This is a genomic window from Aeromonas sp. MdU4, assembly GCF_041929505.1.
Classification (GTDB): Bacteria; Pseudomonadota; Gammaproteobacteria; order Enterobacterales; family Aeromonadaceae; genus Aeromonas.
This window is the reverse complement of the sequence record NZ_JBHFMW010000053.1, coordinates 1-26490: the sequence shown is the minus strand read 5'-3', so window position 1 is coordinate 26490 and position 26490 is coordinate 1. Positions and strand designations below refer to the sequence as shown.

At 59.4% G+C, this 26490-nt stretch carries 20 protein-coding genes and 2 tRNA genes; 14 read left to right on the top strand and 8 right to left on the bottom strand.

What is annotated here, in order from left to right; genetic code table 11:
* Both ACE1BR_RS22950 and ACE1BR_RS22945 read left to right on the top strand, forming a co-directional pair.
* Window positions 1-1741: bifunctional molybdopterin-guanine dinucleotide biosynthesis adaptor protein MobB/molybdopterin molybdotransferase MoeA (locus ACE1BR_RS22950; protein ID WP_374874379.1), on the top strand; the 1741-nt coding region annotated here is incomplete at its 5' end.
* 75 nt (window positions 1742-1816) lie between these two features.
* Window positions 1817-2875 (top strand): FUSC family protein, encoded by a 1059-nt coding sequence (locus ACE1BR_RS22945; protein ID WP_374874377.1) that lies wholly within the window; start codon window positions 1817-1819, stop codon window positions 2873-2875.
* Between the two features lie 60 nt (window positions 2876-2935).
* On the opposite strand, the gene ACE1BR_RS22940 is transcribed toward ACE1BR_RS22945, so the two are convergent.
* From ACE1BR_RS22940 to ACE1BR_RS22925, 4 genes are all read right to left on the bottom strand, one after another.
* Window positions 2936-3490 carry a DUF3332 domain-containing protein gene (locus tag ACE1BR_RS22940; RefSeq protein ID WP_374874375.1) on the bottom strand — a complete coding sequence of 185 codons (555 nt, stop codon included), beginning with the start codon at window positions 3488-3490 and terminating at the stop codon, window positions 2936-2938.
* Window positions 3491-3649: 159 nt separating this feature from the next.
* The gene (locus ACE1BR_RS22935; RefSeq protein ID WP_374874373.1) at window positions 3650-4945 is read right to left on the bottom strand and encodes a methyl-accepting chemotaxis protein; all 1296 of its coding nucleotides are present in this window, start codon (window positions 4943-4945) and stop codon (window positions 3650-3652) included.
* A gap of 187 nt (window positions 4946-5132) precedes the next feature.
* Window positions 5133-5600 (bottom strand): GNAT family N-acetyltransferase, encoded by a 468-nt coding sequence (locus ACE1BR_RS22930; protein WP_374874371.1) that lies wholly within the window; start codon window positions 5598-5600, stop codon window positions 5133-5135.
* A gap of 202 nt (window positions 5601-5802) precedes the next feature.
* A complete protein-coding gene (locus ACE1BR_RS22925; RefSeq protein ID WP_005334863.1) occupies window positions 5803-6003 on the bottom strand; it encodes a YbfA family protein in 201 nt (66 codons plus the stop codon).
* Window positions 6004-6215: 212 nt separating this feature from the next.
* Between ACE1BR_RS22925 and ACE1BR_RS22920 the strand changes: the two genes are divergently transcribed.
* The gene (locus ACE1BR_RS22920; RefSeq protein WP_374874369.1) at window positions 6216-6509 is read left to right on the top strand and encodes a hypothetical protein; all 294 of its coding nucleotides are present in this window, start codon (window positions 6216-6218) and stop codon (window positions 6507-6509) included.
* Between the two features lie 42 nt (window positions 6510-6551).
* On the opposite strand, the gene ACE1BR_RS22915 is transcribed toward ACE1BR_RS22920, so the two are convergent.
* Both ACE1BR_RS22915 and ACE1BR_RS22910 read right to left on the bottom strand, forming a co-directional pair.
* Window positions 6552-6625 (bottom strand) — tRNA-Cys (locus ACE1BR_RS22915).
* 56 nt (window positions 6626-6681) lie between these two features.
* Window positions 6682-6757 (bottom strand) — tRNA-Gly (locus ACE1BR_RS22910).
* A gap of 248 nt (window positions 6758-7005) precedes the next feature.
* Here ACE1BR_RS22910 and ACE1BR_RS22905 point away from each other — a divergent pair.
* From ACE1BR_RS22905 to ACE1BR_RS22860, 10 genes are all read left to right on the top strand, one after another.
* A complete protein-coding gene (locus ACE1BR_RS22905) occupies window positions 7006-10443 on the top strand; it encodes an ATP-binding protein (RefSeq protein WP_374874367.1) in 3438 nt (1145 codons plus the stop codon).
* Window positions 10444-10859: 416 nt separating this feature from the next.
* The gene (locus ACE1BR_RS22900) at window positions 10860-12545 is read left to right on the top strand and encodes an ABC transporter substrate-binding protein (protein ID WP_374874365.1); all 1686 of its coding nucleotides are present in this window, start codon (window positions 10860-10862) and stop codon (window positions 12543-12545) included.
* Between the two features lie 119 nt (window positions 12546-12664).
* Window positions 12665-13648, top strand: a complete 984-nt coding sequence (locus ACE1BR_RS22895) for an ABC transporter permease (RefSeq protein ID WP_374874363.1) — start codon at window positions 12665-12667, stop codon at window positions 13646-13648.
* 1 nt (window position 13649) lies between these two features.
* A complete protein-coding gene (locus ACE1BR_RS22890; RefSeq protein ID WP_374874361.1) occupies window positions 13650-14558 on the top strand; it encodes an ABC transporter permease in 909 nt (302 codons plus the stop codon).
* Window positions 14555-15574, top strand: a complete 1020-nt coding sequence (locus ACE1BR_RS22885; protein WP_374874359.1) for an ABC transporter ATP-binding protein — start codon at window positions 14555-14557, stop codon at window positions 15572-15574. Before ACE1BR_RS22890 ends, ACE1BR_RS22885 begins: the two co-directional genes overlap by 4 nt.
* An 11-nt stretch (window positions 15575-15585) precedes the next feature.
* Window positions 15586-16578, top strand: coding sequence for an ABC transporter ATP-binding protein (locus ACE1BR_RS22880; RefSeq protein WP_374874357.1), 993 nt, complete (start codon window positions 15586-15588; stop codon window positions 16576-16578).
* A gap of 114 nt (window positions 16579-16692) precedes the next feature.
* Complete coding sequence (locus tag ACE1BR_RS22875; protein WP_374874355.1) at window positions 16693-18408, top strand: glycoside hydrolase family 9 protein; 1716 nt, start codon at window positions 16693-16695, stop codon at window positions 18406-18408.
* The gene (locus ACE1BR_RS22870) at window positions 18401-19273 is read left to right on the top strand and encodes a BadF/BadG/BcrA/BcrD ATPase family protein (protein WP_374874353.1); all 873 of its coding nucleotides are present in this window, start codon (window positions 18401-18403) and stop codon (window positions 19271-19273) included. The genes ACE1BR_RS22875 and ACE1BR_RS22870 overlap by 8 nt, the downstream gene beginning before the upstream one ends.
* Complete coding sequence (locus ACE1BR_RS22865) at window positions 19258-21123, top strand: beta-N-acetylhexosaminidase (protein ID WP_374874351.1); 1866 nt, start codon at window positions 19258-19260, stop codon at window positions 21121-21123. The genes ACE1BR_RS22870 and ACE1BR_RS22865 overlap by 16 nt, the downstream gene beginning before the upstream one ends.
* Before the next feature lie 147 nt (window positions 21124-21270).
* Window positions 21271-21615 carry an MGMT family protein gene (locus ACE1BR_RS22860; RefSeq protein ID WP_374874349.1) on the top strand — a complete coding sequence of 115 codons (345 nt, stop codon included), beginning with the start codon at window positions 21271-21273 and terminating at the stop codon, window positions 21613-21615.
* 16 nt (window positions 21616-21631) lie between these two features.
* Here ACE1BR_RS22860 and ACE1BR_RS22855 read toward each other — a convergent pair whose 3' ends face one another.
* Together ACE1BR_RS22855 and topA are read right to left on the bottom strand one after the other, a co-directional pair.
* On the bottom strand, window positions 21632-21796 hold the full coding sequence (locus tag ACE1BR_RS22855) for a hypothetical protein (protein WP_162850141.1): 165 nt from the start codon (window positions 21794-21796) through the stop codon (window positions 21632-21634).
* Window positions 21797-21892: 96 nt separating this feature from the next.
* Complete coding sequence (gene topA, locus ACE1BR_RS22850) at window positions 21893-24514, bottom strand: type I DNA topoisomerase (RefSeq protein WP_374874346.1); 2622 nt, start codon at window positions 24512-24514, stop codon at window positions 21893-21895.
* A gap of 355 nt (window positions 24515-24869) precedes the next feature.
* Between topA and astB the strand changes: the two genes are divergently transcribed.
* The gene (gene astB / locus ACE1BR_RS22845; RefSeq protein ID WP_374874344.1) at window positions 24870-26207 is read left to right on the top strand and encodes an N-succinylarginine dihydrolase; all 1338 of its coding nucleotides are present in this window, start codon (window positions 24870-24872) and stop codon (window positions 26205-26207) included.
* Window positions 26208-26490: the final 283 nt, after the last annotated feature.

The window sequence follows — 26490 nt, the reverse complement described above, 5'->3', positions numbered from 1 at the left end:
CCCGGCCCCCACTCTTCCCCTGCTCGGCTTTGCCGCCTGGAGCGGCACCGGCAAAACCACCTTGCTGGAGCAGCTTATCCCCCTGCTGGTGGATCGCGGCCTGCGCATCGGGGTGCTCAAACACGCCCACCACGACTTTGACATCGACCAGCCGGGCAAGGACAGCCATCGGCTGCGCAAGGCGGGTGCCCAGCAGATGATGGTGGCCTCCCGCCGTCGTCATGCTCGCATCATTGAGACCGAGCTGGCCGAAGCTGATTTTCGCCAGCTGCTGGCAAGCTTCGATCAGACTGAACTCGATCTGCTGCTGGTCGAGGGGTTCAAGCACGAACACTTCCCGAAAATCGAGCTGCACCGCGCCGAGATTGGCAAGCCGCTGCTCTTTCCGGACGATGGCGACATCATCGCCCTGGCCAGCGATCAGCCGGCAGAGACCACCCTGCCGCGACTCGATATCAACGATCTGGCGGCCATCGCCGACTTCGTCTGCAGCTGGCTTGACGGTCGTCAGACCAGAGAGCCGGAAGCGGGCAAGGGATTCCTCTCGGTAGAAGCGGCCCGCAACGCCATTCTTGAGGCACTCACCCCAGGCACCGCCTGCAGCGACCAGCCGCTGCCCGAGTGCCATGGCGCCGTGCTGGCGGCCGATCTGGTTAGCCCCATCAATGTCCCCCCCCACGCCAACTCGGCGATGGACGGCATTGGCCTGCGCAGCGACGATCTCGCCGCCGGTCGCTGGCAGCTGGTGGGTGAAGTGCTGGCGGGCCAGCAGCGCCACGAGCCGGTGTTGGCTGGTCAGGCGGTGCAGATCATGACCGGTGCTCCGCTGCCACCCGGTGTCGATACCGTGGTGATGCGCGAAGAGACCCATATTGAAGGTGAGTGGGTCACGGTCACCGCCCCCGTTCGGGCCGGGCAGAACGTGCGGATGGCCGGTGAAGATCTGGCCAAAGGCGCGATCGCCATTCCGGTCGGGACCCGCCTCGGCGCCCCCCAGCTGGGGCTGGCGGCGTCGCTCGGGCAAGCCACGCTCAGTGTGCGTACCCCGCTGAAAGTGGCACTGTTCAGCACTGGCGACGAGGTGCAGGCGCCGGGCGAAGAGTTGGCTCCCGGCCATATCTTCGACAGCAACCGCTTCACCCTGATGGCCCTTATTCGCGCCGCCGGTTGCGAAGTGATGGACCTTGGCATCATCCCCGATGACAAGACCATCCTGCGCCAGCAGCTGGAGCAGGCCGCCGCCAGCGCTGATCTGGTGTTGAGCTCGGGCGGCGTGTCGGTGGGCAATGCCGACTTTATCAAGCTGGTGCTGACGGAGCTTGGCCAGATCGATTTCTGGCGCATCCAGATGCGGCCGGGCCGCCCGCTGGCCTTTGGCAAACTGGGGCAAACTCCCTTCTTCGGTTTGCCGGGCAATCCGGTGGCGGCGATGATCTGCGTCCTGCAGTTTGTCGAGCCCGCCATCGCCCGCTTGCAGGGTAAGCTGTGGCAGCCGTTGCGCCTGTCGGCACTGGCTGACGAGAAGATGAAGAGCCGCCCCGGGCGCACCGAGTTTCTGCGCGGCATCTTCCATCAGGACTGCAATGGCCAGCTGCGAGTGCGCACTACCGGGCCGCAGGGCTCCGGCATTCTCAGCTCGATGGCCGATGCCAACTGTCTGATTGAGATTGTGCCGGACCAACCCGGGATCGCTGTGGGCGAGCGGGTCTGGATCCACCCCCTGCAGGGGCGATTGGCCTGATAACCAAACCGGGCGTCAGCCGGATGCATGACGCCCCGTCACCAACCTGACCGGCAACCTGATACGAGGCTCACTGTGCGTCTTGATGTCCCCCTCTCCCGACTCGATCTACTGGTCTATGGCCGCTACCGGATCGTGCACGGCCTGCGTATTGCGCTCGCCTTTATGCTCACCTTTTTGCTGACCCGCGAGCTCAAATTACCTGAGAGCACCTGGCCACTGATCACCCTGGTGGTGGTGATGGGCCCCATCTCGTTTTGGGGTAATGTACTCTCCCGCGCCCTGCAGCGAGTGGTGGGCACCATCTTCGGCGCAGGTTGCGGGGTAGTGGCGCTCTATCTGGAGATCTACTCCCTGCCGCTCACCCTGATCTGGTGCGGTTGCATCATGTTCCTGTGCGGCTATCTGGCACTCGGCAAACGCCCCTATGTGGGGCTGCTGATCGGCATCACGCTGGGAGTTACCATGGGAGCGATGCCGGGAGATATAGAAACAGCCATGTGGCGCAGTGCCGATGTGATTCTGGGCTCCCTGCTGGCGCTGCTCTTTTGCAGCATCTATCCCCAGCGGGCCTACAGCCACTGGCGGCTGCAACTGCACCAGATCCTGCAGCAGTCGGGGCGGCTCTATCACACCCACCTCTCCCCCAATGTGCTGGAACGACCGCGCCTCAAGCACAACCTCTCCCAACTGCTGGCCCAGACCGGCAAACTGCGTGCCCTGCTGGCGCCCGCAGCCAAGGAGACTCGCCACAGCGTTGCCCTGTTTGATGCGGTGCAGGTCACCATGCGCAACACCCTCTGCACCCTGGAGATGCTGGCCAACACCTACTGGAACGATCGGGAGAGCCATTTTCTGATGCAGAGCACCCGCGAGCTGCACGCCTGCCATCAGGCGACCGAAGAGGCGATCAGCCAGCTCGCCCTGATGATGCACACCGGTGACGGGCGCGCCGCAGACGCCGCCATCGCCCGCCTGCACGAGGTAGCGACGCAGGTTTCGCTGCCCCCCAACACCGAAGCGGCCATCAATGGCTATCTCTGGCTCAACGTCCAACTAACCGAGCAACTCACCCACCTGCGCCGCTTGCTGGGGTTGATCCTCACCCCGCCCCATCGCAAGCAACCCGGGTAAACCCAATAAAAAACGCCCCGCAATGGCGGGGCGTTTGTTGTCTCGGCATGGACCTTATGATCAGACTGCCGCGCTGGCGTTCTCGCTCATCTGCTCCAGCTCTGATCGGGTCAGGGTAGAGACAAATCTGCCATCAAAATAGATGTCCATCAGATCACCACGCTTCTCGCCGCGCATCATGCTGCTGCTGCCATCCAGATAGTGCACTTCCATCTGGGCAGTTCGCTCATCCGGGTAGCTGATCTCCACCTCGCGAACCCCTTGCGGCAACATGGCTAGCGGTACTTTTTTGAGGGCTGGATCCAGATGCTGGTTCACCTTGATCACCGGGTTGGTTTTTATGTCCACCACGGCAGGTGACTTGCCGGTAATGGGGTTTTTGCCAGACCAGAACTCGATGGTATTGAAGACGAACAGGTCAGCAGTCGCAGCCAGACCATAGACAGGGGCAAGCAGCATAAAGACCCCGGCACGACCGTAGCGGTTATCCACCACGCTCAGATTGCCTTTGGTGACCATGCCAGAAAGCCCCATCTGCCCCATACAGCCGCCCAGACCCATGCTCGCGACCATAACCAGCAGGGCCATTGCCCGCCCCTTCTGTTGTAATACCATCGTGTTCTGTTCCTGCTCCGAAATAAATAAGGCGGCAAGCCTAAGCAAGAGAGGGGGCAGGGACAATTCACAATGGTGGAGTGATACAGGAGGTGTTCAGATTGGGGCACTGACCGCTCAGATGTGCATCAGTGCCCGGATGGATTGTAGCCAGGTGAGTTACATGGCCAGACCGGAAACCGTATCGGAGACATTGTTTGCCTCCTTGCGGATCTCGCTCATCACCTCGCTGACCTCGCCAACCTGCTGCTTGCCGAGCTCGGCGCTACTCGCCACACCCGACATCTCGGCGGTGACCTTGGCGGTCAGCTCGCGGTTATTCTGTACTACCTTGGCAATCTCGTCGGTAGAGAGCGACGTGCGGGAAGCCAGTTGGCGCACCTCGTCAGCCACCACCGCAAAACCGCGCCCCTGCTCCCCGGCCCGGGCGGCTTCAATGGCCGCATTGAGAGCCAGCAGATTGGTCTGATCGGCAATGCTGCTGATGGTAGAGACAATCGCCTCGATGCTGCGCGACTGCTCGTTCAACTGGTTGATCAGGCCAATGCTGTGGGTCAACTGGCTGGCAATCAGGCTAGAGGTATCGACCACCGAGGCCAGCAGACCAGCCCCGCGCTCGGCGCAACTCAGTGTTTCACGGGCCGCATCGTGAGCCAGCAGCGCAGCTTCGCGTACCGCGTCGTTCTTGTTGACCCGCTCCGTGATGTCACTGGCAAACTTGATCACTTTCACCACCCGGCGATTGTCATCCACGATCGGGTTGTAGGTGGCCTCCAGCCAGACCTTGCTACCGTGGCCATTGTAGCGACAGAAGAGCCCGGATTTGAACTGGCCACGTCCCAGCTCTTCCCAGAAGTGGGGGTTCTCCTGATAGAAGTGGTCATCGCAGAAGATACGGTGATGCTTGCCTTGCACCTGAGCAAGGGTGTAACCCATGGTATGGAGGAAGTTGGCGTTGGCGGTAAGCACCTCACCGGACGGTGCAAACTCGATGACAGCCAGCGAACGATCGAGCGCTTTCGCCACCGCCTGCTGACTGAGCAGTTGTAAATGGTGATCGGTGATATCGGCAGCGATCTTGATCACCTTGGTCACCACGCCCCGCAACTTGACAGGGAAATAGGTCGCATCCAGCCAGATCGCCTCACCCCGTTTGTTGAACCGCTGAAAAACGCCGGAGCGGGAACGGCCCAGCTTTAAATCTGCCCAAAACTGCTGATAGGCACTGCTCTGGGCATACTGCTTGTCGCAGAAGATCCGGTGATGCTGACCCACCACCTCGGAAGCGCTAAACCCCACGACGTTGAGAAAGAGATCGTTGGCTGCCAGCACGGTGCCATCCGGGCTGAAGGTGATGGTCGCGACACTGCCGTGCACCGCGTCAAAAAATCCCTGTTGCTCCAGAAGTTGATCCTGACACTGCTGCAACTCGGCTTTCAATTTGCTATTGAACATCGAAACATACCCTCCAGACTGGCGCCCACCATGGCTAAACCCCGCGGCAGATCAATAAGATAATGGTGGGGTGCTCCATCAGCATAGTTGGCGCATAGCGACACTCCCATCTGACACCACATATATTGTGCAAAGCAAAGAGCCGACCTCTCACCAAAGCCGCAAAATCGTCACGGGGCCGTCTTGCCTACCCTAAGGGCAACAGCCACTCCATATACGCTGGATTGGCCACAAAACCGATCCGCTCATAGAGAGGACGCCCGGCTTCACTGGCATGCAGCCACACCTTGCCCAGCTGGCATGACTCTGCATATGCGGCAATGGTATCGAGAAGAGCTGTGGCGATCCCCTTCTGACGCCAGCTTGGCAACGTATACATATTGAGCAAATAGGCCTCTTTTCCTGCCAGGTTACCGGGATAGGGTGGCCTCGCAAACAGTGCCAGAGTACCCACCGCGACCAGCTGTTTATCGACTTCAGCTACCCAGGATAACGCTGAGCCTTCAGCATGAGCCCTGGTGAAATAGTCCCGGGTTGCCAACAGCAAAGAGTGATCCGCGTCAGGCGTCGCCAGCTCCCCTACCTCGCAAAAAAGTGTCATCCGCATGGCAACCAGTGCCGGTATATCAGTAACAGTGGCTTGACGAATGAACATCGCATCTCCTTGTATCAGAGGACTCTTCGAGCGTGGGGCATCGGCGAATGGGCATTATCGGAAAAACTCATGCTCCGGGGTATCTCCTCCACAGCATGTCATGAAAAGTCGGATAATTGCAGCTCCAATTGTTAATGATATGTTTTTAAACATATAAAAAAGACAGCCGAAGCTGTCTTTTTTATCGAAGTCGAACAAAGGCTTAGTAGAAAATTCGCTCGCCACGTTCACTCATCTTGAGCCAAACCGGCTTGGTGCTGGTTTTGTTCCAGATGCGGTGCAGATAGCTGTAGAAACGAGCACGATCGCTACGAAACAGCATCACAGGGAAAGCCAGAATACCCACCAGCAATACATAGATACGACGCAGAATAATCTGAGTCAGGGAAAAGGGATGAAACATGATGCGACTCCTTACTGGTAAGACCACTGAGCAAAGATTACTCCTCTCCATGTAGGATTACTACATCATAAGCCTCTTTTTTCGTAAAAAAATGACTAAAAAATAGAAATAATGAAAATGGGTTACGTCATTAACCAACAATTAACAAACTTGCGAAAATCGTGCGCTTTGCCACAGTTATGTGTGGAAAAACATGCAGCGAGGAGATGCAGATGAAACTGTCAGAAGTAACACTACTGGTTGTGATGGTCGCCCTGACACGGGCACAGCTGGAGGAGTGGCAGTTGAACCGGGAAGATGCCATCGTGCTGGCCGAACGTGGTGTTCCCACCGTCAGCCTGTGGCAATGCGGTACCTTGAAGCAACAGATTGCAGATCTCAGCCAGCGCAGTGCAGAGGTGCAGTTTCAATATAGAGGGCAAAATATGGCAGATGTGAGTCACTATCTGGAGCGTGAGTGGAAACAGGCTGGCTGTGAACAACTATTGCTTCAGCAAGGGTACTGACCACGCTTTGCGGTAAACAATGAGAAGAAAGTAACTGAGATATGGAGGCACGTTCCGGAGTCGAACCGGACTAAACGGATTTGCAATCCGCTGCATAACCGCTTTGCTAACGCGCCATGCTGACAAGACTGATTGTCTTGAGAGTGATATCCATCGTTGGTGCGATGGAAATTGGAGCGGGAAACGAGACTCGAACTCGCGACCCCGACCTTGGCAAGGTCGTGCTCTACCAACTGAGCTATTCCCGCTTTACTGCCGCGTGCCAGTTACCTGACAACGAGGCGCATTATACGTACCCAGCGCGACAGCACAACCCTTTTTTCTTACTTTAAGCCTCTCACCAGACTGTTTGCTCATGGTTTAAACGGGTTGCTGCAAATTTCCGCATCCAGCTGTGACCAACCAAGCGAATTTGGGATAAAGTCGTTGAAATGATTACGCTTTAGTTTGAGACTTGAACAGCTTAATAACTGGATTCTCAATTGAAAGTCACAAGATGAAATGGATCTTCAAGCTTCGTGGACTCAGGCCGCAGTTAATGCTGGCTTTTTTCATGTTGGGGATGGTGCCATTTTTGGTCATCACCCTCTTCTTCCTATATAGCCACGGCAAGGATCTCACCACCCAGACCTCCAACCATCTGGTCTCCGTCCGTAATATCAAGAAAAGCCAGCTCGAGGATTACTTCAACAACCTCAAAGAGCAGATCATCAACTTTTCCCAACAGGATTTCGCTGGCAACAGTATCGGCCGTTTCTACGGTTTTACCGGTGCCTTCGAGAAACTGGGTACCACGCCGCAAGAGGCTCGCGCTCGCGCCCATGCCCGCTATGTGCCTGGATCATGGGATCAGTTGCAAAAACCGGATACTCAAGTAGAAATCGAACCCTCTATCAGCGCCCTGATCCTCGCCGACGAGATGTATGGCCGAGTGCACCAGCGCTTTCATCGCGGCTATGCCGACATGGTGCGCAAATCCAACTACAGCGATATCTTCCTGATCGATCTCAACGGTGATGTGGTCTACTCGGTTACCAAACACGCCAACTTTGCCACCAATCTGCTCTCCGGCCCCTATCAGTCAAGCGGTCTGGGCCAGACCTTTGCCAAGATCAAGCGGCGCCTCGATGGTGGCCAGAAACCCCAGCAGATCTTCGAGTTCACCGACTTCGGCCGCAATGAGCTGACCGGGCAAGTGGTCGCCTACATGGCGGCCCCGGTCATGCAATACGACTATGTGCGCGGGGTGGTCATCTTCGAATTGCTGCCAGACAAACTCAACCAGATCATGGCTGAGCGGGAAGGACTTGGCGCAACCGGCGAGACCATCCTGATCGGCCCCGACAAACGGATGCGCGCCGATGCCTGGCTAGCGCCGGAGTTCAGTGTCGAGAACAGCTTCAGCCCCAATTTCAGACCACTGCAAACCCCGCTCATCACCAAGACGCTGTCCGGTGAGCAAGGGGTCGGACTGTTTAGATCCTATCAGGATGACGAGGTGTTGGCGGCCTATACCCAAGTGAAGGTGTTCGACACCGAATGGGCATTTATTGCCGAGATATCCACCCGGGAAGCCTATGCCCCGATCCGCCAGCTTGAAACCCTCGTCATCGTGTTGGGGGCTGGCTCGGTGCTGTTACTCATCCTCTTCTCCCGCTGGCTCTCCCACTCCATCACGGCACCGCTGCGCTCCCTGACCGAAGCGGCCGAACAAGTCGCCGATGGCGCGCTGGATCACCCTATCGCCATCGAGCGCACCGGTGATGATATCGACCGGCTCGCCGAGGCGTTCCGCCATATGCAGCGCTCGGTGAAGGAGAAGATCGAGCTGATCGAACAGCAGACCCTCGAATTGCAGCAACAGGTCAAACTGACCCACAAACAGAACCTCAGTCTGCAGCAGGCGGACAAACTCAAGGACGAACTGCTGGCCAATACTTCCCACGAGCTGCGTACCCCCATCCACGGCATCAAGGGGATGGCCGAGTCCATGCTCGCCAGCCAGCAGGACCTCACCGAAGGGCAGCAGAAGCAGCTCGGCCTCATCATCAAGAGCGCCGATGGTCTGGCCCGTCTGGTGGACGATCTGCTCGACTACCACCAGATGCGCTATGGCCAGCTGGAGATCCACCCACAACCGGTCGCCTCGAAAGGGGTTATCCGGCTGGTGCTCGATCTCTGCCAGCATCTGGTACAGGCCAAACCCCTTACTCTGGTAGATATCAGCCCTGCTGAACTGCCCCCCGTTCTGGCCGACGAGCAACGGCTCGAACAGGTGCTCTACAACCTGGTAGGCAACGCCATCAAGTACACGCCACAGGGCAAGGTGGTGCTGAGCGCCATGGTGGAAGGCAACTTCCTGCGAATCAGGGTGACCGACACCGGCATCGGAATATCGCCGGATAATCTGGAGCACATCTTCGAACCACTGGTACAGATGAGCCCGGAGGTCAGCAAACAGGGGGCAGGGCTTGGCCTCTCCATCACCCGCCAACTGGTAGATCTGATGGGCGGTGAGCTCAGTGTCGAAAGCGAACCGAGTGTCGGATCCACCTTTGCCTTTACCCTGCCGCTGGCTACCGGGAAAACCGGTAACCTGACCCTCGACAGCCGCCAGATAGAGCATCAGCTGGTGCGCCAACAGCCATTGATCCTGCCAGACTGGGATAGCGATGATCTGCCACCACCCCCAGAGGATGCGCCGCTCATCCTGGTGGTGGATGACGAGCCCATCAACCTGCATATCCTGCGTCATCTGCTGCAACCCTGCGGCTATCGCATCCTGCCCAGCAGTGACGGTCACGATGCACTGACCAAGCTGGCCGAAGAGCCGGTCGACCTCATTCTGCTCGATGTGATGATGCCGACCCTCTCCGGTTTCGATGTCTGCCGCCGTCTGCGCGAGCAGCACCCCAAGGAGATGCTGCCGGTACTGTTGCTCACCGCCCTCAACCAGCCCAAGGACATTGAGGAGGGCTTCGGTGCCGGTGCCAACGACTATCTGGTCAAGCCTTTCTGCAAGGAGGAGCTGTTCGCCCGGGTCAAGGCATTGCTGGATGCCAAGGCTGGGCGCGCCTCGCTGGTGGAGAATCGGCTGCTCAAACAGGAAATTGAGCACCGCCTCACCCTGCAGGAGCGGCTCCATCAGGATCAGCAGCGGCTGCTGGCGTTACTTGGTGAAGGGGCAGACCCCATGGTCTTTATCGATGAGCAGGGCACCGTGTTGTTCGCCTCCCGGGTACTGGCTCGCTTGCTGGGTCAAGAGCCGGAGATCATGGAGGGACAACCGCTGGATGAGTGGTTGGCTACCCCACTCAACCAACAGTGGCCCAATCTGACTGACGAAAGGGAGCATAATCTGGAGTTTCTGGTTGTCGGCCAAAAAGATGTGCTCAATGCCCGGGCACTGCCAGTCAGCCTGGGTGGGCAGAGCGCCTTCGCTCTCACCTTGACGACCGAACAACGGCAAGATGAGAACCGGGTGATGGCATTGGAAAACGCCCTCAAGAACCTCTCCCGTCAGGCCATCATCGAGGATGATCAACTGCTGGGTGAACTGAGTCGGCTGGGTGGCGAATTCCGCTCGCTGGCCGATGACCTCATTCGCCAACAGGATGATGATCCCTTGCGCCGGGCACTGGTGGATACCATGCAGCTGACACTCGACGCCTGGCAGCAAGGCACCGGCAAGGGCAAGATTGTGCTGGCCGAGAAGAGCAAGCTGTGGCGGGTCTATATGGACAGATCCAGCCCGCAAACCCGCACCCTCGACAAATACCTCCATCTGGACACCCTGCCCAAGTCACCGCGCTGGAAAACCGTGGTAGCCACTACCGAATATGTGCTGAGCCATTGCCCGCTCAACGACCACTTGCGGCTACAGCTGCAACAAAGCGCCCAGACCCTGCGACAACTTGCCAATCGCAAGGTGTAACTCGTCATGACGAATGTGGACTAGCTCACACTTTGTGCCATAGATTATTTTTTGCGCAAAACAACGTCGCGCACAAGCTCGCAACAGAGAGCAGATCCAATTCACATATTCGTCATAAATACCTTTTTGAACGGCACTTTCTACGTGAAACCAATAAACGTAACCAATTGATATTAAATGTATAAAAATAAATTTTGACGATTTTGACGTAACACCGTCAATTTTTACGAAAACAACGAAATCAATAGTTGTTGTTTTCCTGTTAATTCTGGTTTGCTAGGGACGTTGGAAAACAGAACGACAAAGGTTAGAAACCTGACCAACACCGAGGGCCGCTCTCATCAGCATGCGAGAACGGTGCTCACACAAAACAAGGCGAACCCCCGGGAATGCCAAAAAATAAGAAAGGAAAACATATGCTTGCCAAAGTATCCAAAATCTCTACCGCTGTAATGCTGGGAACCATGATGCTTGCCGGTGCTGCCAGCAACGCCATGGCCGCTGACAACAAAACCGTGCTGACCATGGTCGCACAACAGGAAACCGCCTGGGTCAAAAACTTCAACCCCTTCCTGCAAGCGGGCTTGCTGCACACCACCCGTCACTTCATCTATGAACCGCTGGTGATCTTCAACGATATGCAAGGGGGTAAACCCGTCTATCGTCTGGCCACCAACTACGCGTTCAGCAAAGATCTGAAATCCGTCACCTTCGACCTGCGTGATGGGGTGAAGTGGTCTGATGGCCAGCCTTTTACCGCTGATGACATCCTCTTCTCCTTCAATCTGGTGAAGGCCAACAAGGCGCTGGATGAGCGCTCAATCTGGACCCAGATCAAAGGCGTCGAGAAGCTTGCACCCAACAAGGTCAAATTTGACCTGACCGAGGTCAACACCAACGTAGTCAATGACCTGGTACTGGTGCCCATCGTGCCGGAACACCAGTGGAAGTCGGTGAAAGATCCGGTTGCCTTCACCAATGACAAGCCAGTCGGTACCGGCCCGTTCACCGAGGTGGACAACTTCTCCGCCCAGCTCTACACCCAGTGCCGCAACCCGCACTACTGGGATAACGCCAACCTCGCCATCGACTGTATCCGCATGCCGCAGATGGCCACCAACGATCAGGTGCTGGCTGCAGTCATGAAGGGTGACATCGACTGGTTCGGCTCTTTCGTGCCGGACATCGAGCGCCTCTACGTCGGTAACGATCCGAAGAACAACAAGTACTGGTTCCCGGCCTCCGGCACCGTCGCGTTCAACGTCAACTTCCAGACCAAGAACCCGGGTAACCACGAAGCCTTCAACGACATCAACTTCCGCCGCGCCTTCTCCATGGCGATGGACCGCCAGTCCATGGTGGATATCGCAGGCTACGGCTACCCGACTGTCAACGAATACCCGTCAGGGCTCGGCAAGGCGTTCGACTCCTGGAACAACCCGGATGTCGACAAGAAATACGGCAAATTCAACAAGTACGATCTGGAAGGCGCCAAAGCCCTGCTGAAGCAGGCTGGCTACAAAGATTGTGACGGCGACAAGTTCCTCGACACCCCGACTTGCCAGAAGATCGAGTTCAAAGTGCTGGTACCGAACGGCTGGACCGACTGGGTCAACACAGTACAGATCGGTGTGGAAGGACTGCAAGCTCTTGGCCTGAATGCCAAGACTTCTACCCCGGAAGCAACCGTCTGGACCGAGAACCTCATCACTGGCGACTTTGATGTGGCGCTGCAGGGCTACTTTGCCGGTGCCAACCCGCACAAGTACTTCGAGACCGCCTTCCACTCCCGCAACATGGGTGAGCGTGGCAACCGCTTTGCAGCGCCCCGCTACAAGGATCCTGCACTCGACAAACTGATCGATGATTTCACCCAGACCGCCGATGCGGCCAAGCAGAAGGAGATCATGTTCGCCATTCAGGAGCGGGTGGGTGCCAACCAGACCATCATTCCGGTCTTTAACAACCCGACCTGGTACGAGTACAGCACCAAGCGCTTCCATGGCTGGTTCAGTGCCGACAACCCGGTAGCCAAACCTCAGCTCCATCCGGACACCCCTGAGCGTCTGCTGCACGTGTTGTCCCTCAAGCCAAACAGCTAAACAATCCCGGCCCCCTGCGGGGGGCCATCTTCCCCGTGTATCTCCCCTCTTGCCCGGTTCTGCCGGGGTTGGGGTAGCTATACCCGACGCGGGGTAGGCTTGCAGTAAAAGGTACTATCATGGGATTCATACTGAGACGTTTCTCCTTCTACTTGGTTGCCTTTCTGGTAGCCGCCACCATCAACTTCCTGTTACCACGAGCCATGCCTGGCGATCCCGTTTCCGTGATGTTTGCCCGCGCTGGCGCCATGATGGAACCCGCAGCCCTGGAGGCCCTTAAAGCTACCTTCGGTTTTGTTGACGGCCCCATCGGCACCCAGTTTCTCACCTATGTGAAGAGTGTCTTCACCTGGGATCTCGGCACTTCGGTGCGCTTCTATCCACAGCAGGTCTCTGACGTGCTGGGCCGTGCCATCGGCTGGACCCTGTTTCTGGTCGGCACCTCCACCATCCTGAGCTTCTCCATCGGTTCCATCGTCGGGATCTTCGCGGCCTGGTATCGCGGTGGCCGGATGGACAGCATCCTCTCCCCGCTCACTCTGGTGATGCAGGCCATTCCGCCGGTGGTGGTCTCCCTGCTTGCCCTGTTCCTGTTCGGGGTGAGTCTGGAGTGGCTACCCATCGGCTACGCCTACAGCCCGGAGATCAAGGCTGACTGGGGCTGGGAGCACATCAAGAGCATCATGACCCACGCCATCATGCCGGTGCTGACCCTTGCCATCGTGCAGGTGGGGGGCTTCCTCATCACCATGCGCAACAACATGATCAACCTGCTCGGTGAGGATTACATCACCATGGCCAAGGCCAAGGGGCTCTCCAACAACCGGGTTATCTTCAACTACGGCGCCCGCAACGCCATTCTGCCCAGCGTCACCGCCCTCTCCATGGCACTCGGTTTCGTCATCGGCGGCTCTCTCATCACCGAGGTTATTTTCAACTACCCGGGGCTGGGGCTGACCCTTTATCAGGGCATTCTGGCCCGCGACTACCCGCTGATTCAGGGGCAGCTGCTCATCATGACCATCACCATGCTCAGCTTCAACTTCCTGGCCGACGTGCTCTACGTCTTCCTGGATCCCCGTCTGCGTACAGGAGGCAAATAAGATGCGTATGCCGACCATTCTCAAAATCTTGTTAGGCAACCGCAAAGCCGCCTGTGGCCTCGCCATCGTGGTTGCCTTCGTACTGATGGCCATCTTTGCCCCCATTCTGGCCAGCAACGAGCCGACCAAACGGGTGGCTCGCCCGCACCAGCCGCCCAGTGCCGAGTTCGTGATGGGGTCCACCCGCATGGGCCACGATATCTGGGCCCAGTTCACCAACGGTGCCCGCATCTCCCTGATGGTGGGCTTCAGCGCCGGCCTGCTGGTCTGCACCCTGGCCGTTGCCATCGGCATCACAGCCGGTTATTTCGGCGGTCTGATTGATGAGTGCCTCACCTTCCTGATGAACGTGGTGCTGGTGATCCCCAACCTCCCCTTGCTACTGGTACTGGCGAGCTTTATCGGGGAGGCGTCGCCGACGGTGATTGCGGTGATAATAGGGTTGACCTCGTGGGCCTATGGCGCGCGGGTCATCCGGGCCCAGACCCTGGCGCTGCGCGAAAAAGAGTTTGTCATCGCCGCCGAAGTGCTGGGCGAGCCAGCCTGGCGCATCATTCTGGTGGAGATCCTGCCCAACCTCATCTCCATCATCGGGGTGAGCTTCATCGGCTCGATCATCTACGCCATCGTCACCGAAGCGACCCTGGAGTTCCTGGGCCTTGGCGACCCGACCGTCGTGAGCTGGGGCATCATGCTCTATAACGCTCAAACCTCCAGTGCCATCCTGATCGGTGCCTGGTGGGAAGTGCTGGCCCCCTGCTTCGCCATCGCCACGCTCGGTGCTGGCCTGGCCCTGCTCAACTTCGCCATCGACGAGATCGCCAACCCGCAACTGCGCTCCCACAAAGGGCTCAACCGCTGGAAGAAACTCGCTACGCCGATGCCAGCCGTTCAGGAGAAGACAGCATGAACAAACATCCCCTGCTGTCGGTACGCAATCTTTGCGTCGACTACATCACCGAAAACGGCGACGTGCGCGCCGTCAACTCGGTCAGCTTCGATATCAAACAGGGCGAGATCTTCGGTCTCGCCGGTGAGTCCGGCTGTGGCAAATCCACCGTCGCCTTCTCGGTCGCCCGGCTGCACAAGCCGCCTGCCTATATCAGCGGCGGCGAGATCCTGTTCAAGGGAGAGAACATCCTCCACTACAACGACGAGCGGCTGCGCTCCTATCGCTGGCAACAGGTGTCGGTGGTGTTCCAGTCCGCCATGAATGCCTTGAACCCGGTGTTGCGGATGGAGGAGCAGTTCTGTGACGTGCTGCTGGCCCACAACCCCGGCATGACCCGGTACGAGGCGATCAAGCGCGCTCAGGAACTGCTGACCATCGTCGACATCCACCCGAGTCGGCTCAAGGATTACCCGCACCAGTTCTCCGGCGGCATGCGCCAGCGGCTGGTGATCGCCATCGCCATGGCGCTCAACCCCGAGCTGCTGATCATGGACGAGCCGACCACGGCGCTCGATGTGGTGGTACAGCGGGAGATCCTGCAGAAGGTCTATGCCCTGAAAGAGAAGTTCAACTTCTCCATTCTGTTCATTACCCACGACCTCTCCCTGATGGTGGAGTTTTGCGATCGCATCGGCATCATGTATGCCGGTGAACTGGTGGAGGTCGCCCCCTCCAAGGCGATCCTGACTGCGCCACTGCACCCCTATACCAAGGGGCTTGGCAACTCCTTCCCGCCCCTGCACGGGCCGAAGAAGGTGCTGGAGGGGATCCCGGGCACACCGCTCAATCTGCTGGAGGTGCCGGTCGGCTGCCGCTTTCAGGCCCGTTGCGGCAAGGTGCACGATCGCTGCCGTCAGGAGTACACCAGATTGGCCGAGATCCGTCCCGGGCAACAGACCGCATGCCACCTCTATGAAGAACCGAGGTTGCAACAAGATACCGTGATCTATCTGGACAAGGCCGCTGGCTGTTAAGGATGTCTGTCATGCAAATCGCCAAAACCGATGCCCCCATCATTGAAGTCCAGCACCTCTACAAGGACTTCCCCATCAACTCCAATGCCATCAAGAGTGGCAAGATGCGAGCCCTCTCCGACATCACCTTCAACCTGCACCGGGGCCGCGCCCTGGCGGTGGTCGGGGAGTCGGGCTCCGGCAAGAGCACCATCGCCAAGATCATCGCCAAGATGTACAAGCTCAGTGCCGGGCGCATCCTTTTTCACGGCCACGATCTGGAGGAGTTCAACAAGGGCACCGCCCTGCTCGACTATCGCCAGAGCGTGCAGATGGTGTGGCAAGACCCGTTTGGTTCATTAAACCCGACCCACACCATCTACCACCACATCGCCCGCCCCCTGCTGCTGCACAGCAAGGTAATCGACAAGAAAGATCTGCCCGACATGGTTTACGCCCTGCTGGAGAAGGTCGGTCTGACCCCGGCCAAGGCGACCGCGGCCAAATACCCGCACCAGCTCTCCGGCGGCCAGCGCCAGCGGGTCAATATCGCCCGCAATCTGGCGGTAGAGGCGGAAGTGGTGCTGGCGGATGAACCCACCTCCATGCTAGATGTCTCCATTCGCATCGGCATCCTCAACCTGATGGAGCAGATGAAGGACGAGCTGGGTGTCTCCATGCTCTACATCACCCACGACATCGCCACCGCCCGCTACGTGGCGGAAGATCTGGCGGTGATGTACGTTGGGCACATGGTGGAGTGGGGCGAGGTGGACGAGATCCTGCACCACCCGCAACACCCCTATACCCAGCTGCTCATCTCGGCTGTACCGGATCCTGAAAAGAGTATCCACGCCGAGCTGGAAGGGGGTCGCAAAGGGGAGATCCCGCTCTGGACGCCAGAGTCCTGTGGTTGCCCGTTTGCCGGGCGCTGCAATCAGGCAATGCCCCGCTGCAAGGAAGCGCTGCCTGCCATCACCAAGCTTGCCGACAACCACTTCGTGCGCTGCTACCTCTACGAGTGATGGTGAACTCTATACCGGCCGGACAGCACTGTCCGGCCATGCCTCGATACGGGGCGGCCACGGCCCCGTGATGTGCCTCACCGCAAGACGGTGAAACACAGGAGTAAAACGTTGATGGAACTCTTGATCAATCAGGTGGGCTACGAGTGCGACGGGCACAAGGTAGCCCTCTTGCAAGCCTCCCCCGCCCATGATCTCGGCGGCTACGTCAGGCTGCAACGCCTCGATGATGGCCAGACTCTGTTTGAAACCCCGCTGCAAGCGGCTGGCAACGTCCCCGGCTGGCAGGGGCGCGCTTACTGGCGTGCAGACTTCTCCGCCTTCAAAGAGCCCGGCCACTATCGGCTGGAGGCCATAACAGCTCAGGGCATTGTCCGCTCGACCCGCTTCGCCATCGGCCAGGATCTGCTGGCCAGCCGCTGCCTCTCCGACGTCATCCACTACTTCAAGGGACAGCGCGCCAGCGGCATCATTGATCGGGCTGACCGCAGCGCCCGCCTGTTTGGCACCAACCAGCACAAAGACGTGCACGGCGGCTGGTTCGATGCCAGTGGCGACATGAGCAAGTACCTGAGCCACCTATCCTACGCCAACTACCTCAACCCGCAGCAGACCCCCATGGTGGTGTGGGCCCTGCTTAAGTGCCGGGAACTACTGGCCCCGCGCCGCGATATCGACGGGGTGAACCTCTGCAAGCGGCTCAATGACGAGGCGCTGCACGGTGCCGATTTCCTCTGCCGGATGCAGGATGAGTCGGGCTTCTTCTACATGACCCTGTTCGACAAGTGGAGCAAGGACCCCGCCCAGCGCGAGCTGTGCGCCTACGCCACCCAGCAGGGGCTCAAATCAGCCAACTGGCAGGCCGGTTTCCGGCAAGGGGGTGGCATGGCCATCGCCGCGCTGGCCCGTGCTGCCCGCGAGCACATCGGCGGCGACTTCGATACCAACCACTACGCAGAGGCGGCCAAACGCGGCTACCTGCATCTGCGTGAGCACAACCTTGCCTATCTCGATGACGGGGTCGAAAACATCATCGACGACTACTGCGCCCTGCTGGCGGCGGTGGAGCTGACCCGCACCTTCGGCACCGAGTGGCTAGCGGAGGCAAGAGCCCGAGCCAGCAAGCTCTGCGCCCGCCTCCGCCCCCATCCGGAGCTGGGGCACTACTGGTCGGCCAACGAGGATGGCTCGCGCCCCTACTACCACGCCGCCGAAGCAGGTCTGCCGGTGCTGGCGCTGCTGGAGTACCTAGCCATAGAGCCGGATCAGGGGCTCAAGGCCAGGGTGCAAAAGGTGATCGAGCAGGCACTGGCCGCCGAACTGGCACTGTGCACCCGGGCGGGCAACCCCTTCTCCCTCGCCCGCCAATATGTGAAAGGGGTCGATGAAGCGCCCCGCGTCAGTTTCTTTATGCCCCATCACAACGAATCCGGTTACTGGTGGCAGGGGGAGAACGCCCGTCTCGCGTCGCTGGCGACCATGGCTTTTGCTGCCGCCCGCAACTTCCCCCGCCAGAGCCAGCCGCTGATAGCTTACGGCCAGCGCCAGCTCGACTGGATCCTCGGGCAGAACCCGTTCAACGCCTGCATGCTGGCGGGCCATGGCATCAACAACCCCGCCTATACCGCCGGGTATCCCAATGCGCAGGGAGGCATCTGCAACGGCATCACCGCTGGCTTCGACGACGAGAATGATGTGGCCTTTATCCCGGAGGCATACAAGGATCGGCTGGATCAGAACTGGCGCTGGGGTGAACAGTGGATCCCCCACGCCGCCTGGTTTGCCCTGGCCATCAGCTGGCAAAATGCCGCGGGAGGTCACCATGATTGAGTACTGGGTCGGGGTCGATGGCGGTGGCACCCACACCCGCGCCCGCATTCGGGATCGGGCGGGCAAGCTGCTCGGCGAAGGGCGCGCTGCAGGCTCCAATCTGGAGCTGGGCATCCCCCATGCCCATGCCAATGTGCTGACTGCCATCGCCAACGCCCGCCTTGCGGCCGGACTCGGCATCGAGTGCGAGCAGCAGATGGGGGTTGGGCTGGCACTCGCCTCCGCTGAACTCGCCGACTGCTATCACGCCATGCTCGAGATGCCCTTCCCCTTTGCCAGCGTCAAGCTCACCTCCGATGCCTTCGGCGCCTGTCTCGGCGCCTTTGGTGGCCGCGAGGGGGCCATTCTGATCGCTGGTACCGGCTCGGTGGGGCTGATCTATCACACAGGTCAAATTCGTACCTGTTCCGGCCGCGGCTTTCCCATTTCAGACATAGGCAGCGGCGCCTGGCTGGGGCTGCGCGCCATCCAGCAATCCTTGCTCTGTCACGACGGTATTCTCCCCCCCAGCACGCTCGCCATACGGTTGCTTGATCGCTTCAAGCGGGATCAGGCGGAAGTAGTACGCTGGGCTGCCCGCGCCATTCCGGCGGACTATGGCCACTTGGCCCCCTGGGTGTTCGATGCCGCCAGCGATGGCGACGAACTTGCCAACCAGCTGCTGGACGAAACCTGCGAGCAACTGCGGATCCTGCTGGAGGGGATGACCCAGCTGGGTGCCACCCAAATTGCCCTGTTGGGCGGGATCGGCTCTCGCCTCGCCCCCCGCCTCGGCCAACTCAACCTGATCTCCCCCCAGGCAGATGCGCTCGATGGCGCCATCCTGTTTGCCCAATCAGAGGATTTTCCATGTCTACACCCCTGATCCACACCCAGGTCGCCCGACGTGACGGCGAGGATGTCTGGTTCAAATTCACCCTATCCCACTTGCCGGAGACCAAGTGGAAGCTGCACTTCTGTCTGGCCCGCCATATCGACCCCGACTCACTGCAAGGAGGCGAGCTGGAGCGCCAAAGCGGCAGCTACAAGGTGATTGTCCCGAACGCTGGCAGTTGCGAGCTGCGCTTTTGCTGTCGCCAGACCCCCATCAAGAAGCTCTCCGACATGCCGCAGGGCTTCTTCCTTAGCCTGCAGGAGGCGACTATTGGAGCCCAATTGCTACCGTTGAGCCTGGCCGCGCAGGATCTCGGGCTGGAGAATCCAGCGGTGACCCGCCCCGACCTGCCCAAGGTCGAGCCGCAGCCGGGTATCGTGCCACAACCGGCCCATCTGGTGCTGCTGGAGGGGAACTTCCGGCTGGCCGAGCGAGCCCATGTCAGCGCCCCCCACGATGTCCCGGGTCTGCTGGCCCACTTCAACGAACTGACATCGCTGGCGCTGGAGCAGGATCACGACGCCGAAATCCGGCTGACCGAGGCCAAACTGGCCCCCGAAGCCTACCAGCTCACCATCACACCGCAGGAGGTGGTGATCGCCGCCGCCGATGAAACCGGCTGGCGTCATGGGCTGGTGACTCTGGCCCAGTGGTATCTGCAACATGGCGAGAGCCTGCCCTGCATCACGCTGGAGGATGCGCCACGCTTTGGCTTTCGCGGCATTTTTCTCGACTGCGCCCGCCACTTCCATACCCCGGCAACTATCAAGCGCCTGCTCAAGCTGATGAGCCTCTACAAGTTCAATCGCTTCCACTGGCACCTGACCGATGACGAGGGGTGGCGGATCGAGATCAAGGCCTTCCCGGCGCTGACCGACGTGGGCGCCTGGCGCGGCCACGATCTGGCGATCGGCCCCCAGCTAAGCGGTGGCGCCGAGCCCTATGGCGGCTACTACACCCAGAGCGAGGTGAAGGAGCTGGTGAGCTACGCCAGTGAGCTCGGCATTACCGTCATTCCCGAGATCGACATTCCGGGCCACTGCCACGCCGCCATCAAGGCGCTGCCCGAGTTGCTGGTCGAAACGGCGGATCACTCTCGCTACCTCTCGGTACAGCATTTCGATGACAACGTACTTAACCCCGCCCTGCCCGGCACCTACCGCTTTCTGGAAACGGTACTGGACGAGGTGTGTGAACTCTTCCCCGGCCCGCAGATCCACATGGGAGGTGACGAGGTACCGACCGGGGTCTGGACCGACAGCCCCGCCTGCCAGCAGCTGATGGCCGAACAGGGCTACGCCGACTGCCGCGAGCTGCAGGGCCATCTGCTGCGTCACTGCCAGCGCTATCTGGCCGACAAGGGCAAGCGGATGATCGGCTGGGAGGAGATCCTGCACGGCGACAAGGTGAGCCGCAACGCCGCCGTCTGTGCCTGGACCAGCTTTCAGGCGGGGCTGGACGCCGCTGCGGCGGGTTATCCGGTGGTGATGGCGCCCGCCCAGTCCCTCTATCTGGATCTCGCCTGGAGCGCCGATATTCATGAACCCGGCCTCTACTGGGCGGGTACCCTCAATCTGGAGCAGGTCTATGCGTGCGATCCTGCGCCAGCCGATTTCCATGCCAACGATAACATCCTCGGGGTGCTGAGCCCCTTGTGGTCAGAATTGATCACCAGCCGTGATCGTCTCGACTACATGTTGTTCCCGCGCATGCTGGCCACGGCCGAGGTGGCCTGGAGCGCTCCTGCCCACAAGGGCTGGGATCACTTCGCCGCTCGCCTGCCGGGCCAGCTGCAGATCCTCGATCAGTTGCAGGTGCGCTACCGGATGCCACAGAGGTAATGTTGTCTTTACTTTGGCGGCCCTCAGGCCGCCTTTTTTCATTTCAGCCCCTGATATCCGATATTCCGCCTGATCCCCACCCCCTTGCTCACGGCCCCGCCGAGAGGCCACAATGGCCCATCCGCACCACGGCAGCAGCAGGCATCCATGTTTCACCCCTCCCATGAAAAAGTGGCAAGAATCGAGGCGATCATCGCCCTGATCCCGGCAGGCAGGGTGGTCAGTTACGGTCAGGTGGCCGATCTGGCCGGGCTGCCCGGACGGGCAAGACTGGTGGGGAAGGTGCTGCGGGAAACCGACAAGGTGTTGCCGTGGCATCGGGTGCTGGGTGCCGCAGGCACCATCTCTTTACCAAAAGGATCGCAAGGCTTTGCCGAACAGACGGGACGCCTGCAGCAGGAGGGTGTCGTCGTGATTGGGGGACGGGTCAGAATGAAGGAGTGGAAGTGGCAGCCCGATCTGGCCGAGCTGCTTTTTCTACTGCCGTTTTGAGGGGGTCACTGCCGGATCACTCCAGCGGCGCCAGGATCTCGTCGCTACGCACCTGCACCGGAATGGTTTCATCTTCGCGCTGCAGCAGCACCAGCAAGCTCTGCCGATCTACCTCCAGCACATAGGCCGCCCCTTCCCGAGTCATGCAGCTCATGCCCGGCCGGATCTCGTTAATTTCCATCACCACCTCCTTGTTACAACGCTGCACTCCTTGCAGCTGGTACTCAGTATATGCTGCTCGACAAGCAAAGAGGCCCCTTGTCGGGGCCTCTTTTCATCACGCTTTCTTCGGCTTCGGCAAGCTCTCTTGCCAGGTACCGTTGTCGTAGTGAGCGGTCCAGCCCGTCGCCTTGCCGTTAACCTCGCTCATCACGTACTGCTCCTTGGTCTTGCGACTGAAGCGCACGATGGCAGGGTTGCCATCCGGATCGGTGAGCGGGGCGCCGGCCAGATACTTGTGCTTGGCGGAGATGCGATCCTTGAAGCGCAGCAGCTCTTCCACCAGCGGCGCGCGGGTCTCGCGGGATTTGGGGAAGTTACTGGCCGCCAGGAACAGACCGGCAGCCCCGTCACGCAGCACGAAGTGGGCGTCGGACTGGGTGCACTTGAGTTCAGGCAGCGGCACCGGATCCTCTTTCGGCGGCGCGATGTCGCCGTTTTTCAGGATCTTGCGAGTGTTCTTGCAGGTCTCGTTGGTACAACCCATGTACTTGCCGAAACGGCCGTTCTTGAGCTGCATCTCGCTGCCGCAACGGTCGCACTCGATGCTCGGCCCTTCGTAACCCTTGAGCTTGAACTGGCCCTTCTCGATCTCGTAGCCATCGCAGTCCGGGTTGCGACCACAGACGTGCAGCTTGCGGCTGTCGTCGATGATGTAGGCATCCATCGCAGTGCCACAGACGCCGCAGCGGTGCTTGGCGCGCAGCGCTTCGGTTTCCGCCTCGTCACCGTCGGTGGTGGAGACAAACTCGTCGGCAGAGACCAGGTTGATGGTCTTCTTGCAGCGCTCTTTCGGCGGCAGGGCATAGCCGGAGCAGCCGAGGAACACGCCGGTGGTGGCAGTACGGATACCCATCTTGCGGCCGCAATCCGGGCAGTCGATATCGGTCATCACCATCTGGTTGGCACGCATGCCACCCTCTTCGGGCGCCTTGTCGGCCTTCTCCAGCTCCTGGGTAAACTCGGCGTAGAAAGCGTCCAGCACCTTCTTCCACTCCAGGCTCCCTTCGGCGATGCCATCGAGCTTGTCTTCCATCTTGGCGGTGAACTCGTAGTTCATCAGCTCGACGAAGTTCTCGACCAGACGGTCGGTGACGATCTCGCCCATCTTCTCGGCGAAGAAACGACGGCTCTCGACCCGTACATAACCGCGATCAACGATGGTGGATATGATGGAGGCGTAGGTAGACGGACGGCCGATACCCCGTTTTTCCAACTCGCGTACCAGCGCCGCTTCGGTAAAGCGGGCAGGCGGCTTGGTGAAGTGCTGGCGCGGATCCAGCTTGACCAGTTTCAACACCTCGCCAACGGTCACCGCAGGCAGCTGGCTATCTTCGCCCTTGCGGCCCATCGGCGGCAACGCCTTGGTCCAACCGGCAAAGCGCAAGGTACGGCCACGGGCCTTGAGCTCGAACTCACCCGCCTTGACGGTCAGGGTAGAGGAGTCGTACTGGGCCGGGGTCATCTGGCAGGCAACAAACTGACGCCAGATGAGATCGTACAGACGCATGGCATCCGGCTCCATCCCTTCCAGCATCTCGGACGTGACCAGTACGCTGGAGGGACGGATCGCCTCGTGCGCTTCCTGGGCATTGGCCTTGGCACCATACAAATTCGGCTCGGCTGGCAGATAGGCTGCGCCATACTGCTCGCCGATATATTCACGCACCGCTTCAACCGCCTCTTTGCTGAGGTTGGTGGAGTCGGTACGCATATAGGTGATGTAACCCGCTTCATAGAGACGCTGGGCCATCATCATGGTCTTCTTGACCCCGAAGCTCAGCCGGGTAGAGGCCGCCTGCTGCAGGGTGGAGGTGATGAACGGCGCGGAAGGCTTGGAGCCAGTCGGCTTGTCTTCCCGGTTCACTACCTTGTAGTCGACCCCTTCCAGGGCAGCCACGGCGGCAAAGGTCTCGGCCTGGGTTACCGGCTTGAAGTCGGCACCGTTGCGGCTGACCACTTCCATCCGCAGCTCGCTCTTCTCGGCGGTCAGCAGGTCGGCGTTGAGATCCCAGAACTCGACCGGTACGAACGCCTTGATTTCGCGCTCTTTATCTACGATGAGGCGCACCGCAACGGACTGTACCCGACCTGCGGAGAGACCGCGGGCCAGCTTCTTCCACAGCAGCGGGGAGACCATGTAACCCACCACGCGGTCGAGGAAACGACGGGCCTGCTGGGCATTGACACGGTCAATATTGAGTTCGGATGGCTGGGCAAACGCCTCCTTGATGGCGCTCTTGGTGATCTCGTTGAACACCACGCGCTTGTAGCGGCTGTCATCGCCACCGATGATCTCGCGCAGGTGCCAGGCGATCGCCTCTCCTTCTCTATCCAAGTCGGTTGCGAGATAGATGGTGTCGGCTTTCTCGGCCAGACTTTGCAACTCGCTGACCACCTTCTCCTTGCCGGGCAAAATCTGGTAGTTAGCCTGCCAGCCAGCGGTCGGATTGATACCCATCCGGGCAAACAGGGCCTTGCGATCCTTGGCAGCCTTCTCGGTTTCGCTCAACTTGATGCCGCGAATGACAGGTTTCTTGGGCTCGGTGCTGGCGCTGCCGCTGGTGGGCAGATCGCGAACATGACCCACGCTGGATTTCACCACGTAGTCCTTGCCCAGATATTTGTTGATCGTCTTGGCCTTGGCCGGAGACTCCACTATGACCAGTGATTTGCCCATGCTGTAACTATTATCCTCATTGCACCCGACGGGGTTGGTGTGCGGTTTTGTGGGGCTGTATAAGAGATTTGGCGCGAAAAAGCAATCTTGTAAGCAAATTTGCCCGACCAGCCCGAACCACACAGCTTCTTTTATTGCTGCTTTATTTATTAATGCGAAGGCAACAGGTCAGACGCAACCGCTTTTTCAATTTTCTGCCATACGGCCCCTCTTTTTATATCTGAAACGACATAAAAATAGCTGTCAGTTACCAGCTTGTTACAAAAACATAAAATCTCTTTATAATGGCCCAACCCCGACGCATTGTGCGCGGAAGGAACCGCTACCCATCATAAAAATCGAAAGGATGTACCCAATGAAGCACTTTGAGGTCAATTTCGACGGTCTGGTCGGCCCGACTCACAACTATGCTGGCCTCTCCTACGGCAACGTTGCCTCCCAGAGCAATGCCCAGGAGGCCTCCAATCCAAAAGAGGCTGCCAAACAGGGGCTGCGCAAGATGAAGGCGCTGACCGAGCTTGGCATGATCCAGGGGGTATTGGCACCGCAGGAGCGGCCAGACCTTGCAACCCTGCGCCGCCTCGGCTTTACCGGCAGCGATGCCCGAGTACTGGAGCAGGCAGCCAAACAGGCCCCTGCCGTGCTGGCCGCCTGCTATTCGGCCTCCAGCATGTGGACCGCCAACGCCGCCACCGTCTCCCCAAGTGCCGATACTCAGGATGGCCGCATTCACTTCACCCCTGCCAACCTGACCAACAAGTTTCACCGCTCCCTGGAGCCGGACGTCACTGGCCGGATCCTGCGCGCCGTGTTTAATAACGCCCGTCACTTCAGCCACCACCTCCATCTGCCGGAGAACGACCACTTCGGCGACGAGGGGGCGGCCAACCACACCCGTCTCTGCCGTGCCTACGGGGAAGCGGGAGTAGAGCTGTTCGTCTATGGCCGCAGCGCCTTTGATCTCTCCCGCCCGGCGCCGAAGCGCTACCCGGCCCGCCAGACACTGGAAGCGAGCCAGGCTATCGCCCGCCTGCACGGCCTTGGCGAGGAGAGTGTGGTGTTTATCCAGCAAAATCCGGAGGTGATCGATCAGGGGGTATTCCACAACGACGTAATCGCGGTGGGCAACCAGAACGTGCTGTTCTTCCACCAGCAGGCGTTCCTCAATACCGAGACGGTACTGGACGAGATCCGCGGCAAGTTTGGTGAAGGAGAGCTGCACTTTATCGAAGTGCCGACTGCCGAGGTATCCGTGCTGGATGCGGTGAAATCCTACCTGTTCAACACCCAGATCCTCACGCTACCCTCCGGCGAGATGGCGATCATCGCCCCTACCGAATGCCGCGACAATCCGGCGGTGTCGGCGTACCTGAACAAGTTGCTGACCATGAACACGCCTATCAAGGCCGTTCACTACATGGACGTGAAGCAGAGCATGCGCAATGGCGGCGGCCCGGCCTGCCTGCGGCTGCGAGTTGCCATGAACGATCAGGAGCTTGCCGCGGTCAATCCGGCCTGCCTGATCAACAACAACCAGTTCGCCCGCCTTGATGGCTGGGTGGATCGCCACTACCGCGACCGCTTAACCCTCGACGACCTGCGTGACCCGACTCTGGTGCAGGAGTCTCGCAGCGCGCTGGACGAGCTGACCCAGATCCTGAAACTGGGCCCCGTTTACCCGTTCCAGCGCTGATCATCGCGCTAGACATCACGTTCAATCCTGAAAAAAAGACCGCCACGTCCGGCGGTCTTTTTGCTTTGCCCTCAAACAATCCGGAACTCGCCGACCAAAGCCTGCAGCGAAATTGCATAGAAAAGCAGCGCACAACTTGCTGATAAGTCTGAATTTTGAGCACGATGTATCAAAAAATCGACGAACAGTCATTTTTTGCTGCCAGAAGCACGCCAAGGGGTTCACAAAGAGCGAAGATCTGTTAGTATGCGCCTCGCACTTGGGGAGGGGTTCCCGAGCGGCC